Raw genomic sequence first — 13,405 nt, 5'->3', positions numbered from 1 at the left:
TCTTACTTGATCAGACCATCCAGCGGCGAAGAGGCGCTGGCATAGAGTTTTTTCGGCATACGACCGGCGAGGTACGCCAGGCGACCGGCAACGATGGCGTGCTTCATGGCTTCGGCCATCATGATCGGTTGCTGCGCGTGAGCGATGGCCGAGTTCATCAGCACCGCGTCACAGCCCAGCTCCATGGAGATGGTGGCGTCGGAAGCGGTGCCGACACCGGCATCCACCAGCACCGGGATTTTCGCTTCTTCGAGGATGATCTGCAGGTTGTACGGGTTGCAGATCCCCAGGCCCGAGCCAATCAGTCCGGCCAGTGGCATCACGGCGATGCAGCCGATTTCCGCCAGTTGCCGGGCGATGATCGGGTCATCGCTGGTGTAGACCATCACGTCGAAGCCTTCCTTGACCAGCGATTCGGCGGCCTTGAGGGTTTCGATCACGTTGGGGAACAGGGTTTTCTGGTCCGCCAGCACTTCCAGCTTCACCAGATTGTGGCCATCGAGCAGCTCACGGGCCAGGCGGCAGGTGCGCACGGCTTCGATGGCGTCGTAGCAACCGGCAGTGTTCGGCAGGAAGGTGTAGCGATCCGGCGAGAGGAAATCCAGCAGGTTCGGTTCGCCCTGGTTCTGGCCGAGGTTGGTACGGCGCACGGCAAACGTGACAATCTCGGCACCCGAGGCTTCGATGGCCAGGCGGGTTTCTTCCATGTCGCGGTACTTGCCGGTACCTACCAGCAAACGCGACTGGTAAGTACGACCGGCCAGGACGAAAGGCTTGTCGTTACGAACGATGCTCATGGGAAATCCTCTGTAGGAGTGAGGGTCTTGCAGAATTCTCGGCCCATGCGGGCCTGACGGCTAGCCGCCGCCGATGGCGTGCACGACTTCGACGTTATCGCCGTCATTGAGCGTGGTATCGGCATGCTGGCTGCGTGGGACGATATCCAGATTGAGTTCGACCGCCACCCGGCGTCCGGTCAGGTCCAGACGGGTCAGCAGGGCCGCAACGGTTTCACCGTCGGGCAGTTCAAAGGATTCGCCGTTCAACTGAATGCGCATGCCGGATGCCGCCATCATTTTTAGGGGCTGGCATTCTAGCCCGATCAGTCAGGCCGACCCAAGCCATTCGTCATGAAATGGACCGCGTGGTCAGCTCAACCGCCAGGCGGCAAGCCCCAAACAGAGCCAGCCCACCAGAAACGCCAGACCGCCGAAGGGCGTGATGATGCCGAGCTTGCTGATGCCCGTCAGCGTAAGCACGTACAGGCTGCCGGAGAACAACAGGATGCCGATGGCAAAGGACGCGCCGGCCCAGGTGACCAGCCGACCGGGAATCTGTGTGGCCAGCAGCGCCACACCCAACAGCGCCAGGGTGTGCACCAGCTGATAAGTGACGCCGGTATGAAAAATCGCCAGATATTCAGGCGTCAGACGGCTTTTCAGTCCGTGGGCGGCAAAGGCCCCAAGACCTACACCGGTGAAGCCAAAGAAAGCGGCCAGCATCAGAAAGCCACGCAGCATGAAGAACTCCAGTCAGACGCGATCAACAGGGTCTGTATAATGGCCCGCTCAACGGGTTCGGCCAAGCCATCTCTATGCTGCGTTTATATTTCCGTCGTTTCACGAAGGCCGTGCTCTGGTTCATGGGCGGCAGCGTATTGCTGGTGCTGATCTTTCGCGTGGTGCCACCACCGGGGACGGCGCTGATGGTCGAGCGCAAGATCGAATCCTGGTTCAACGGCGAGCCCATCGACCTGCAACGCACCTGGAAGCCCTGGGAGGAAATCTCCGACGACCTGAAAGTCGCGGTGATTGCCGGCGAGGACCAGAAATTCCCCGAACACTGGGGGTTCGACGTCAATGCGATCAAGGCGGCACTGGCCCACAACGAACTTGGCGGCTCGATTCGCGGCGCCAGCACCCTCAGCCAGCAGGTTTCGAAAAACCTGTTCCTGTGGTCCGGCCGCAGCTGGTTGCGCAAAGGCCTGGAAGCCTGGTTTACCGCATTGATCGAAGTATTCTGGCCCAAGCAGCGGATTCTCGAGGTGTACCTCAACAGCGTCGAGTGGGATGAAGGGGTGTTTGGCGCGGAAGCGGCGGCCAGGCATCACTTCGGCGTAAGCGCGGGCAAACTGTCCCGCCAGCAGGCCAGCTTGCTGGCGGCAGTGCTGCCGAACCCGCGAGTGTGGAGCGCCAGCCATCCGACCTCTTACGTTGCGCGGCGTGCAGGCTGGATACGGCGGCAGATGAGTCAGCTCGGTGGTGACAGCTATCTGGCGGGGCTCAATGATTCGCGTCGGGCGCCGTGGTCTCAATAGTCGATCACGAATTTCCAGACACTGAAGATCCCCTGTGGGAGCGAGCCTGCTCGCGAAAGCGATTGTTTCATCAACACTTATAGCGACTGACCTGGCGCATTCGCGAGCAGGCTCGCTCCCACATTGGTTTTGTGAGAGGCCAGAAACAAAAACGCCCCGATCCATGACCGGGGCGTTTTTTATTGCCTTCGCGCAGGTTATGCGGCGATCGACACCTTGAGCTTGTTCATCGCGCTCTTTTCAAGCTGACGAATACGCTCGGCCGACACGTTGTACTTCTGCGCCAGGTCGTGCAGCGTGGCCTTTTCTTCTGCCAGCCAGCGCTGATAGAGGATGTCACGGCTGCGGTCGTCCAGCACTTCCAGCGCTTCATGCAGGTTGTGGTTGGAGTTGTCGCTCCAGTCGGCGTCTTCCAGTTGACGGGCCGGGTCATACCGGTGGTCTTCCAGATAGTTGGCCGGCGATTGGAAAGCGCTGTCGTCGTCGGCTTCGGCAGCCGGGTCGAAGGCCATGTCATGGCCGGTCAGGCGACTTTCCATCTCGCGCACTTCCCGCGGCTCCACGCCGAGGCTTTCCGCCACGCGATGGACTTCCTCGTTGTTCAGCCAGGCCAGGCGTTTCTTCTGGCTGCGCAGGTTGAAGAACAGCTTGCGCTGCGCCTTGGTGGTCGCGACTTTCACGATCCGCCAGTTACGCAGGATGAACTCGTGGATTTCAGCCTTGATCCAGTGCACGGCAAAGGACACCAGGCGTACGCCCATTTCCGGGTTGAAGCGCTTCACGGCCTTCATCAGACCGACGTTGCCTTCCTGGATCAGGTCAGCCTGAGCCAGACCGTAGCCGGAATAGCTACGGGCGATATGTACGACAAAACGCAGGTGGGCAAGCACCATCTGCCGAGCTGCCTCAAGATCCTGCTCATAATAGAGACTCTCGGCCAGTTCACGCTCCTGCTCCGGCGTCAGCAATGGAATGCTGTTCACCGTGTGCACATAGGCCTCCAGGTTCGCACCCGGGACCAGAGCATATGCAGGCTGCAAAGAATTGGTCATACGAAAAAACCTCCGACTTACATAACTCGTGCAGTTCAGCACTGCGAAAATTGACCGGAAACCGTAGGACAAGTTCCCATAAACGCTGAAAGGTCAATACGAGCAAAATGATATTACTTTGGCGCAAGCTCCCTCAGGTGGCGTGCGACTGCAATCCATGCACCGATATACCCCAACAGCACCGCGCCAAGCAAGAGAGACAGACCATCGGCTGACGGCACGCCGGCCAGCGCAAAATCGCTGCCGTACAAACCGGCCAGCCCGACCACCGCGTCGTTCAGCCAGTTCAGGCCGAACGCCAGCACGCCCCAGGAAAGAATCCCCGCACCAAAGCCATAAAGCGCGCCCATATAAAGGAAGGGCCTGCGCACATAACTGTCAGTGCCGCCTACGAGTTTAATCACTTCTATCTCTGTGCGGCGGTTTTCAATATGAAGACGAATGGTATTGCCTATCACCAAAAGTAATGCAGAAACCAGAAGCACGGTCAGACCGAAGACGAAACGGTCACCCAGCTTGAGGATCGCTGCCAGACGCTCGACCCAGACTAGATCAAGCTGCGCCTGTTGTACCCTGGGCAACTCGGAAAGTTTTTGTCTTAATGCTTCAAGCGTCGACTTGTCGACTTCCTTCGGCGTCACCAGCACTACGCCGGGCAGCGGGTTTTCCGGCAACTCCTTGAGCGCCTCCCCCAGACCGGACTGCTGCTGGAACTCTTCCAGCGCCTGATCGCGACCGACGTACTCGGCATCCGCCACACCGGGCATGCCCTTGATCTGCTCGCGCAACGCCTCGCCGTCGGCCGGGCTGGCTTCGAGCTGCAGGTACAGGGAAATCTGCGCCGCACGCTGCCAGGAACCACCCAGGCGCTCGACGTTACTTAGCAAAAGTGACAGCCCCATGGGCAAGCTCAGGGCCACCGCCATCACCATGCAGGTGAAAAAACTGCCGATAGGTTGCTTGCCCAGTCGACGCAAGCTGTCCAGCAGGCTGGCGCGATGGCTTTCGACCCAGGCACGGAACAGCGTGGCAAAGTCCGGTCCATCGTCATCGTCGTGTTTTTTCTTTTGCGGCTGCGGATCGGCAGCTTTTGGAGCCACGCGTTCGGAAACCTTTGGACTGCGTGTCGCACTCATACGCCGGCCTCCCCGTCGCCGATCAATCGACCGCGTTGCAAGGTCAGCATGCGGTGACGCATGCGCGCGATCAGGGCCAGGTCGTGACTGGCGATCAGCACGCTGGTGCCCAGGCGGTTGATGTCTTCGAACACACCCATGATTTCCGCGGCCAGGCGCGGGTCGAGGTTACCGGTCGGTTCGTCCGCCAACAGCAAGGCCGGGCGGTGAACGATGGCGCGGGCGATGCCGACGCGCTGTTGCTGACCGGTGGACAAATCACCGGGATACAAATCGGTCTTGTCCGACAGCGCCACACGCTCCAGGGCCGAATCCACACGCTTGGCGACCTCGGCCTTGGACAGACCAAGAATTTGCAACGGCAGTGCGACGTTGTTGAATACGGTGCGATCGAACAGCAACTGGTGGTTCTGGAACACCACGCCGATCTGTCGGCGCAAAAACGGAATCTGCGCGTTGCTGATGGTGCTCAGGTCTTGCCCGGCGAGCAGCAGCTTGCCGCTGGTTGGGCGCTCCATGGCCAGCAACAGCCGCAACAAGGTGCTTTTACCGGCGCCGGAATGGCCGGTGACAAACAGAAACTCGCCACGACGGACTCGAAAGCTCAGCTCATGCAAGCCGACGTGACCGTTCGGGTAGCGTTTACCGACCTGTTCGAAACGAATCATGAACGCTCCCGCTCGGCAAACAGTGCCTGGACAAAGGGTTCAGCTTCAAAAGTGCGCAAATCGTCGATGCCTTCACCGACGCCGATATAGCGAATCGGCAGGCCAAACTGCTTGGCCAGGGCGAAAATCACCCCGCCCTTGGCGGTGCCATCGAGCTTGGTCAGCGCCAGGCCGGTCAGTTCGACGGTCTGGTTGAATTGCTTGGCCTGGTTGATGGCGTTCTGGCCGGTGCCGGCGTCGAGCACCAGCAGCACCTCGTGCGGCGCGTCGGCGTCGAGCTTGGCGATCACCCGGCGAACCTTTTTCAGCTCTTCCATCAGGTTGTCTTTGGTGTGCAGTCGTCCGGCAGTGTCGGCGATCAACACATCGATGCCACGGGCCTTGGCAGCCTGCACGGCGTCAAAGATCACCGAAGCCGAGTCGGCGCCGGTGTGCTGGGCAATGACCGGGATCTTGTTGCGCTCGCCCCAGACCTGCAGTTGCTCGACTGCCGCCGCGCGGAAGGTGTCACCCGCCGCGAGCATGACTTTCTTGCCTTCCAGTTGCAGCTTCTTCGCCAGCTTGCCGATGGTGGTGGTCTTGCCGGCCCCGTTGACGCCGACGACGAGAATCACGAACGGTTTGTTCTGCGAGACGATTTTCAGCGGTTGCTCGACGGGTTTGAGCATCGCCGACAGCTCGCCCTGCAAGGACTTGTACAGCGCATCGGAATCGGCCAGTTCTTTACGTGCGACCTTCTGGGTCAGGCGCTGGATGATCACCGAAGTGGCCTCCACACCGACATCGGCGGTCAGCAGACGGGTTTCGAGGTCATCGAGCAACTCGTCATCGATGGCCTTCTTGCCCAGGAACAGGCTGGCCATGCCTTCGCCGATACTGGCGCTGGTCTTGGACAGGCCTTGCTTGAGACGGGCGAAGAAACCGGCCTTGGTTTCTTCGGTGCGCACAGGCTCGGGCAAGGTTTCGACGGGAGCTGCAGGCACAACGGCCACAGGAGCGGCGATAGGTGCAGGTGCAGGTGCAGGTGCAGGTGCAGGTGCAGGTGCAGGTGCAGGCTCTGGCGCCTGAACGATCGGCGCAACCGGCGGAACGAATGCAGGCGCGGCAGGTTCAGGCGTCGCCAGCGCGACCGGCGCAATAACCGGCTCAACCACGGGTACCTGAACCGGCTCGGAAACCTGCGCAGCCGGCGCAGGAATCGGCGGCGTCACATGTGGCGCCTGCTCATCTTCAACCAGGGCAACCGCTTCTTCCGCCACCGGCAAGGTCAGCCAGGGTTCGGCGACCGGGGTCAGCGGCAACTCGGCGGCGACGTCGTTTACAGGCTCGGCGGCCGGCTGCTGCACCGGCTCGGCGATCGGCGGCACAACCGGCGCAGGCGTTGCTTCCATGACCGGCGCGGGCGTTGGCTCAGGAAGTGACTGTGGCTGTTCGACGACGGGTTCCTGCGGCTTTTTGCGCAGCCATCCGAACAGGCTTTTTTTCTCGCCAGCCGCAGCTGGGGTCTTCTTGTCGTCGTTGGAACCAAACATGGAGGACGGCTATCTCACGGTAGCGACGCGCCAACGGGCGCCCCGGCAAATAAATATTCGATGCAGAACAGACTGCGATTGACCCAGCTTGTTCACGCGCAACATTTTGTCGAGGTGCGGACGGCACCTGACGGAAACGATTTCACGAAGGACTAAAGCGGCAAAATCGGCGAAAAAGCAGAGTTTAGTTGATAAACCAAAGCTTTCTGCCGCAAACCCATACAACCTGATCAAACGTAATGGCCTGATAGGCGTGGCCGCCAGTAAAACGGATCAGTATCCTAGCACCTCCTCGCCCGCCTAGGCTAAGACCAAGCGGGCAGCCCAACAGGTTTAAAAACGAATGAATGCTCTAGCCCGCCGCGCCGCAGGCCTGCTGCTCGGCACAGTTTGTCTGCCCCTCTCGGCCCTGGCTGCCGATCCACAACCCACCCACGAATTCACCCTCGACAATGGCTTGAAGGTCGTCGTGCGCGAAGATCATCGCGCGCCCGTGGTGGTTTCCCAGGTCTGGTACAAAGTGGGTTCCAGTTACGAGACGCCGGGGCAGACCGGTTTGTCCCACGCCCTGGAACACATGATGTTCAAGGGCAGCGAAAAAGTCGGCCCCGGCGAAGCGTCGCTGATCCTGCGCGACCTGGGCGCCGAAGAGAACGCCTTCACCAGCGACGATTTCACCGCCTATTACCAGGTGCTGGCCCGCGACCGCCTGGGTGTCGCCTTCGAGCTGGAAGCCGACCGCATGGCCAGCCTGCGCCTGCCACCCGACGAATTCGCCCGCGAGATTGAAGTCATCAAGGAAGAACGTCGCCTGCGTACCGACGACAAACCGATGGCCAAGGCTTACGAACGCTTCAAGGCCATGGCTTACCCCGCCAGCGGCTACCACACGCCGACCATCGGCTGGATGGCCGATCTTGACCGCATGAAGGTCGAAGAGCTGCGTCGCTGGTATGAATCCTGGTACGTACCGAACAACGCTACCCTGGTGGTCGTCGGCGACGTGTCCCCGGACGAAGTCAAAACCCTGGCCCAGCGCTACTTCGGCCCGATCGCCAAGCGTGACGTACCGTCGGCGAAGATTCCGCTGGAACTGGCCGAGCCCGGCGAGCGCAAGATCACTTTGCACGTGAAGACCCAATTGCCCAGCCTGATGCTGGCGTTCAACGTGCCGAGCATCGCCACCGCCGAAGACAAGCGCTCGGTGAATGCCTTGCGCCTGATCTCGGCCCTGCTTGACGGCGGCTACAGCGCACGCATCCCGACGCAACTGGAGCGCGGCGAAGAACTGGTGTCTGGCGGCTCGTCGAGTTACGACGCCTACACCCGTGGCGATAGCCTGTTCACTCTGTCGGCAACGCCCAACAGCCAGAAAAACAAAACCATTGACCAGGCTGAAGCCGGTTTGTGGAAGCTGCTCGAACAACTGAAAACCACTGCGCCGTCCACTGAAGAACTGGAACGCGTGCGCGCACAGGTCATCGCCGGACTGGTTTACGAGCGCGACTCGATCACCAGCCAGGCCACCGCCATCGGCCAACTGGAGACCGTCGGCCTGTCCTGGAAGCTGATGGACAGCGAACTCGCCGAGCTGGAAAGCGTGACCCCGGAAGACATCCAGAAAGCCGCCAAGCTGTATTTCACCCGCGAACGTCTCAGCGTCGCCCATGTACTGCCGGAGGAGACGACTCATGAGTGAACATAAAAAACCGCGCCTGGCCCTGCTAGGCCTGATCGCTGTGGCCCTGATCGGCTCAACTGCGTTCTATTTCTCCAGGACCGATGAGTCCGCTGCCAGTGAAGCACTGGACAAGGCCAAGGCCAGCCAGAAGCTGCAATCGCTGACTGAACTCAACGGCAAGGCGCCGAGCCACCGCAAACTCGACGTGCAGACCTGGAGCACCACCGAAGGCGCCAAGGTGCTGTTCGTCGAAGCCCGTGAGCTGCCGATGTTCGACATGCGCCTGATCTTCGCCGCCGGCAGCAGCCAGGACGGCGACGCCCCTGGCTTGGCGCTGCTGACCAACGCCATGCTCAACGAAGGCGTGGCCGGTAAAGATGTCAGCGCCATCGCCCAGGGCTTCGAAGGCCTGGGCGCGGACTTCGGCAACGGTGCCTACAAAGACATGGCCGTTGCGTCCCTGCGCAGCCTCAGCGCCGCGGACAAGCGTGAACCGGCCTTGAAGCTGTTCGCCGAAGTCGTCGGCAAACCGACCTTCCCCGCCGACTCGTTTACCCGTATCAAAAACCAGATGCTGGCCGGCTTCGAATACCAGAAACAGAACCCCGGCAAACTGGCCAGCCTTGAACTGATGAACCGCTTGTATGGCGATCATCCGTACGCCCATGCCAGCGATGGCACGGCGAAAACCGTTCCCGCCGTCACCCTCGCCCAGCTGCGTGCGTTCCATGAGAAAGCCTATGCGGCGGGCAACGTGGTGATCGCCCTGGTCGGCGACTTGTCCCGTGCCGAAGCCGAAGCCATTGCCGCGCAGGTATCCACCGCCCTGCCGAAGGGGCCGGCCCTGCCGAAAATCGCGCAACCAGGCGAACCCAAGGCCAGCATTGGCCATATCGAGTTCCCGTCCAAGCAGACCAACCTGATGCTCGCGCAATTGGGTATCGACCGGGATGACCCGGACTACGCGGCACTGTCCATGGGTAACCAGATCCTCGGTGGAGGTGGTTTCGGTACCCGACTGATGAGCGAAGTGCGCGAGAAGCGTGGCCTGGCCTACGGCGTGTATTCGGGCTTCTCCCCGATGCAGGCGCGCGGCCCGTTCATGATCAACCTGCAGACCCGCGCCGAAATGAGCGAAGGCACCTTGAAGCTGGTGCAGGACGTCCTCGCCGATTACCTCAAGACCGGCCCGACGCAAAAAGAGCTGGACGATGCCAAGCGCGAACTGGCCGGCAGCTTCCCGCTGTCCACCGCCAGCAACGCTGATATCGTCGGTCAGTTGGGTGCGATTGGCTTCTATAATCTGCCGTTGAGCCATCTGGAAGACTTCATGCAGCAGTCCCAGGACCTGACCGTCGAGCAAGTCAGGGCCGCACTGAACAAACACCTGAGCACGGACAAAATGGTCATCGTCAGCGCTGGCCCGACCGTGCCGCAAAAGCCGTTACCGGCCCCTACTGATAAACCTGCCGAGCAACCGCTCGGGGTTCCGGAGCATTAATGGCCACTTCCCGCCCGAAAAAACCTGTCCACAACGTGCATAACGGCGTGAACCAACTGCGCATCATCGGCGGCGAATGGCGCAGCCGAAAGCTGAGCTTCCCCGATGCCCCGGGCCTGCGCCCGACGCCGGACCGGGTGCGTGAAACCCTGTTCAACTGGCTCGCGCCTTACGTACCCGGTGCCAAGGTGTTCGATCCGTTCACCGGTAGCGGCGCACTGTTTCTCGAAGCCTTGTCCCGTGGCGCCGCCATGGGCCAGGCGCTGGACGCCAGCAGCCTTGCGGTGTCCAGCCTCAAGGAGCACCTGGGCACGCTGCGCTGCACCACTGGCCAGGTGCAGACCGCCGACGCCCTGCGTTATCTGGAAACCCAGACGGCAACGGCTTATGACCTGGTGTTCCTCGACCCGCCGTTCAACCAGAACCTGCTGCCGGCCGTTTGCAAGTTGCTCGAAGAGCGCCAGTGGCTGGCCGAAGATGCCTGGGTCTACACCGAGAGCGAAACCGCGCCGTCGACACTCGGCCTGCCGGGCAACTGGCGCCTGCACCGGGAGCAAAAATCCGGCCGGGTCTACTATTCTTTGTGGCAACGCATGGCAGAGATCGCTGGTTAATCGACCAGCCTGAACAAGGCGCATACCTCCATGCAGATATGCGCCACTGCTTCGAGAGCAATCGTGCACCCTCCGTCAGAACGCTTTACCCCCGCCCTCGGCCTCGGCAATCCGCACTTGCAAACCTTGTGGGGACCGCTGTGGCGCAAAACCACCCACATCGAGCGCGAGCGTGAACGCTTGTGGCTTGAGGACGGTGATTTCCTCGATCTCGACTGGCATGGCCCGCACAGCGTCGATGCGCCGTTGGTGCTGGTCTTGCACGGGCTGACCGGTTCGTCTAATTCGCCTTACGTGGCCGGGATGCAAAAAACGCTGGGCAACCAGGGCTGGGCCAGCGTCGCGCTGAACTGGCGCGGCTGTTCCGGCGAACCGAATCTGTTGCCACGCAGCTACCATTCCGGCGCCAGCGAAGACCTGGCCGAAACCATCAGGCACCTGCGGGCCAAACGGCCTCTCGCACCGCTGTATGCGGTGGGTTATTCCCTGGGCGGCAATGTGCTGCTCAAGCACTTGGGCGAGACCGGCAGTAGCAGCGGCGTGCTCGGCGCGGTGGCGGTGTCCGTGCCGTTTCGCCTGGATCAATGCGCCGACCGGATCGGCCAGGGCTTCTCCAAGGTCTATCAGGCGCATTTCATGCGCGAGATGCTGGCCTACATCAAGAACAAGCAGCGCCAATTCCAGCATGACGGGCGCGAGGATGGCCTGGCGGCACTGGCGGCGCTGGGCTCGCTGGAAAACATGCGCACGTTCTGGGATTTCGATGGCCGGGTGACCGCGCCGCTGAACGGATTCGCCGATGCCGAGGATTACTATCGTCGCGCGTCGAGCCGTTACTTCCTCGGGGAAATTCGCACGCCGACCCTGGTTATTCAGGCAGCTGACGATCCCTTTGTCTTTCCCCACAGCCTGCCGCAGGCGGATGAGTTGTCTGCTTGCACTCAGTTCGAATTGCAGGCCAAAGGCGGACATGTCGGGTTTGTCGACGGTTCGGTCAGGCAGCCGGGTTACTACCTGGAACGGCGTATTCCCCAATGGCTGGCCACTGTGGGGCGCGAGTAATACATGGACGTCGATCAGGGCGAATCGATCCACTTCTGGCAAACAGCGCCGTTGGCCGGAGTCGAATTGTTGTCGGCACGCTACATCGAACACCGTTTCGCACCCCATGTGCACGACGGCTTTGTGATCGGCATGATCATGGCCGGCGCCCAGCGTTACCGCTATCGCGGCGCTGAACATCTGGCGGGCAGCGGCACGCTGGTGTTGATCAATCCCGACGAACTGCACACCGGCCACAAGGGCACGGAGGACGGTTGGCTGTATCGAGCGTTTTATCCGGACAGCGGACAAATTTTGTCACTGTTGGCCGAACTCGAACTGCCAACCCACACCCTGCCTGCGTTCGGCGCCACGCTGTACCGCGATCCGGACTTGGTGAACGGCTTCTGCCAATTGCATCGTTTGCTGGAAAGCCCTTCCACCGCCCTGCAACAGCAGACGGCCTGGCGAGAGCTGATGCTATCGCTGTTGCAGCGTCATGCAGCCGTTGCGGATGCCGGACAACCGGGCAAGGAACACCGGGCGGTGACGCTGGCCAAGGAGTTGCTGCACGCGCGGCTGGCGGCGCCGCCTTCGCTGGAAGAACTGGCGGCGGCAGTCAATCTGTCACCCTTTCATTTCGCCCGAGTGTTCCGCCGCGCCACCGGCATGCCGCCGCACACCTGGCTGATGCAGCAGCGCATCGCCCGGGCGCGGGCGTTGTTGCAAGGCGGGTGTTTACCGCTGGAAGTGGCGACGCAACTGGGATTTGCCGACCAGAGCCATTTGAGCCGGCAGTTCAAGCAGGTGTACGGGGTGGGGCCGGGGGCGTATCGCAGTGCGCGGCAATCATTGACTACACATCTCTAATGCAGGAGCGAGCCTGCTCGTGAATACGGTATGTCAGTCAACATCTCGGTTGACTGGGTACTCCGTCTTCGCGAGCAGGCTCGCTCCCACAGGGGATCAGTGTTTACTCGCCGGTGGCGATGCCCCGCGCGGGATCATTGATCCACTCACTCCACGAGCCGGCATACAGCGAACCCAACGGATAACCCGCCAGGCACAGGGCAAACAGGTTATGGCACGCCGTTACGCCGGACCCGCAATACGCCACCAGATCATCCGGTGAACGATCACCCAGTTTCGCGGCAAATCGCTGTTTGAGCTGATCGGCCGGCAGGAAACGCCCGTCACTGCCCAGGTTGTCGGTGAACGCCGCGCATTGCGCACCGGGAATGTGCCCGGCCACAGGGTCGATGGGCTCCACTTCACCTTTGAAGCGCGGCAAGGCGCGGGCGTCGAGCAAGGCCAGCTCGGGCTTGCCGAGGCGTTTGAGCAGCTGCTCGGCGCTGAGCAACAACGAGGCATCCGGGGTGCCGGTAAAGGTGCCGCGAGTGATTGACGGCGGATCAAGGCTCAAGGGCAGACCGGCCGCATGCCAGGCCTTGAGCCCGCCATCGAGGATGAACACACCCTCACGCTTGCCCAGCCAGGCCAGCAACCACCAGGCCCGTGCCGCGTAGGCACCCGGGCCGTCGTCGTACAAAACAACTTCACTGTCGCCGTTGACGCCCCAGGCTTGCAGGCGCTCGATCAGGTCGGCCGGCTCGGGCAACGGATGACGCCCGGTCACGCCCTTTTCAACTTTCCCGCTGAGATCACGCTCAAGATCGGCAAAGCTCGACCCGGCGATGTGGCCTTCGGCATAGCTGCGTTGACCGTAATCCGGGTCTTCGAGGGCAAAACGACAATCCAGAATCACCAGCCCCGGCTGCTCCTTTTTCAGGTCCAACGCTTGCGGGCTGATTAGTTGCGCAATGGGCATAACGGGCTCCTGTGAATAAACCGGGGTTCGATCCT

The 13,405-nt window shown here is 61.3% G+C and carries 14 protein-coding genes; 6 read left to right on the top strand and 8 right to left on the bottom strand.

All coding sequences use genetic code 11. From position 1 onward, the window contains the following. Positions 1 to 2: 2 nt before the first annotated feature. From CKW21_RS23915 to CKW21_RS23905, 3 genes are all read right to left on the bottom strand, one after another. On the bottom strand, positions 3 to 797 hold the full coding sequence (locus tag CKW21_RS23915; RefSeq protein ID WP_095196359.1) for a thiazole synthase: 795 nt from the start codon (positions 795 to 797) through the stop codon (positions 3 to 5). A gap of 60 nt (positions 798 to 857) precedes the next feature. Next, positions 858 to 1,058, bottom strand: coding sequence for a sulfur carrier protein ThiS (gene thiS, locus CKW21_RS23910; RefSeq protein WP_007953386.1), 201 nt, complete (start codon positions 1,056 to 1,058; stop codon positions 858 to 860). A gap of 90 nt (positions 1,059 to 1,148) precedes the next feature. Continuing rightward, positions 1,149 to 1,520, bottom strand: coding sequence for a DUF423 domain-containing protein (locus tag CKW21_RS23905; RefSeq protein WP_095196358.1), 372 nt, complete (start codon positions 1,518 to 1,520; stop codon positions 1,149 to 1,151). Between the two features lie 74 nt (positions 1,521 to 1,594). On the opposite strand from CKW21_RS23905, the gene mtgA reads away from it, so the two are divergent. After that, on the top strand, positions 1,595 to 2,317 hold the full coding sequence (gene mtgA, locus CKW21_RS23900) for a monofunctional biosynthetic peptidoglycan transglycosylase (RefSeq protein WP_095196357.1): 723 nt from the start codon (positions 1,595 to 1,597) through the stop codon (positions 2,315 to 2,317). 197 nt (positions 2,318 to 2,514) lie between these two features. Here mtgA and rpoH read toward each other — a convergent pair whose 3' ends face one another. From rpoH to ftsY, 4 genes are all read right to left on the bottom strand, one after another. Then, a complete protein-coding gene (gene rpoH / locus CKW21_RS23895) occupies positions 2,515 to 3,369 on the bottom strand; it encodes an RNA polymerase sigma factor RpoH (RefSeq protein ID WP_056853991.1) in 855 nt (284 codons plus the stop codon). Positions 3,370 to 3,482: 113 nt separating this feature from the next. Next, positions 3,483 to 4,505 carry a permease-like cell division protein FtsX gene (ftsX, locus tag CKW21_RS23890; RefSeq protein ID WP_095196356.1) on the bottom strand — a complete coding sequence of 341 codons (1,023 nt, stop codon included), beginning with the start codon at positions 4,503 to 4,505 and terminating at the stop codon, positions 3,483 to 3,485. After that, entirely contained in the window at positions 4,502 to 5,173 is a 672-nt protein-coding gene (ftsE, locus tag CKW21_RS23885; protein WP_077046069.1) for a cell division ATP-binding protein FtsE, read from the bottom strand. Before ftsE ends, ftsX begins: the two co-directional genes overlap by 4 nt. Beyond that, positions 5,170 to 6,705 carry a signal recognition particle-docking protein FtsY gene (ftsY, locus tag CKW21_RS23880; RefSeq protein ID WP_095196355.1) on the bottom strand — a complete coding sequence of 512 codons (1,536 nt, stop codon included), beginning with the start codon at positions 6,703 to 6,705 and terminating at the stop codon, positions 5,170 to 5,172. The genes ftsE and ftsY overlap by 4 nt, the downstream gene beginning before the upstream one ends. A gap of 343 nt (positions 6,706 to 7,048) precedes the next feature. On the opposite strand from ftsY, the gene CKW21_RS23875 reads away from it, so the two are divergent. The 5 genes from CKW21_RS23875 to CKW21_RS23855 are packed head-to-tail and all read left to right on the top strand — an operon-like array spanning position 7,049 to position 12,412. Next, complete coding sequence (locus CKW21_RS23875) at positions 7,049 to 8,404, top strand: pitrilysin family protein (protein ID WP_095196354.1); 1,356 nt, start codon at positions 7,049 to 7,051, stop codon at positions 8,402 to 8,404. Beyond that, entirely contained in the window at positions 8,397 to 9,887 is a 1,491-nt protein-coding gene (locus CKW21_RS23870; protein ID WP_095196353.1) for a pitrilysin family protein, read from the top strand. The genes CKW21_RS23875 and CKW21_RS23870 overlap by 8 nt, the downstream gene beginning before the upstream one ends. Beyond that, the gene (gene rsmD / locus CKW21_RS23865; protein WP_095196352.1) at positions 9,887 to 10,501 is read left to right on the top strand and encodes a 16S rRNA (guanine(966)-N(2))-methyltransferase RsmD; all 615 of its coding nucleotides are present in this window, start codon (positions 9,887 to 9,889) and stop codon (positions 10,499 to 10,501) included. The genes CKW21_RS23870 and rsmD overlap by 1 nt, the downstream gene beginning before the upstream one ends. A 30-nt stretch (positions 10,502 to 10,531) precedes the next feature. Next, on the top strand, positions 10,532 to 11,563 hold the full coding sequence (locus CKW21_RS23860) for a hydrolase (protein WP_371917543.1): 1,032 nt from the start codon (positions 10,532 to 10,534) through the stop codon (positions 11,561 to 11,563). A gap of 3 nt (positions 11,564 to 11,566) precedes the next feature. Further along, on the top strand, positions 11,567 to 12,412 hold the full coding sequence (locus CKW21_RS23855; protein ID WP_095196350.1) for an AraC family transcriptional regulator: 846 nt from the start codon (positions 11,567 to 11,569) through the stop codon (positions 12,410 to 12,412). Between the two features lie 103 nt (positions 12,413 to 12,515). On the opposite strand, the gene CKW21_RS23850 is transcribed toward CKW21_RS23855, so the two are convergent. After that, entirely contained in the window at positions 12,516 to 13,370 is an 855-nt protein-coding gene (locus CKW21_RS23850) for a sulfurtransferase (protein WP_095196349.1), read from the bottom strand. Positions 13,371 to 13,405: the final 35 nt, after the last annotated feature.

The sequence above is a fragment of the Pseudomonas sp. Irchel 3A7 genome (assembly GCF_900187565.1).
Lineage (GTDB): Bacteria > Pseudomonadota > Gammaproteobacteria > Pseudomonadales > Pseudomonadaceae > Aquipseudomonas.
The sequence above is the reverse complement of the archived record's forward strand: the minus strand, read 5'-3'. Positions and strand labels throughout refer to the sequence as shown.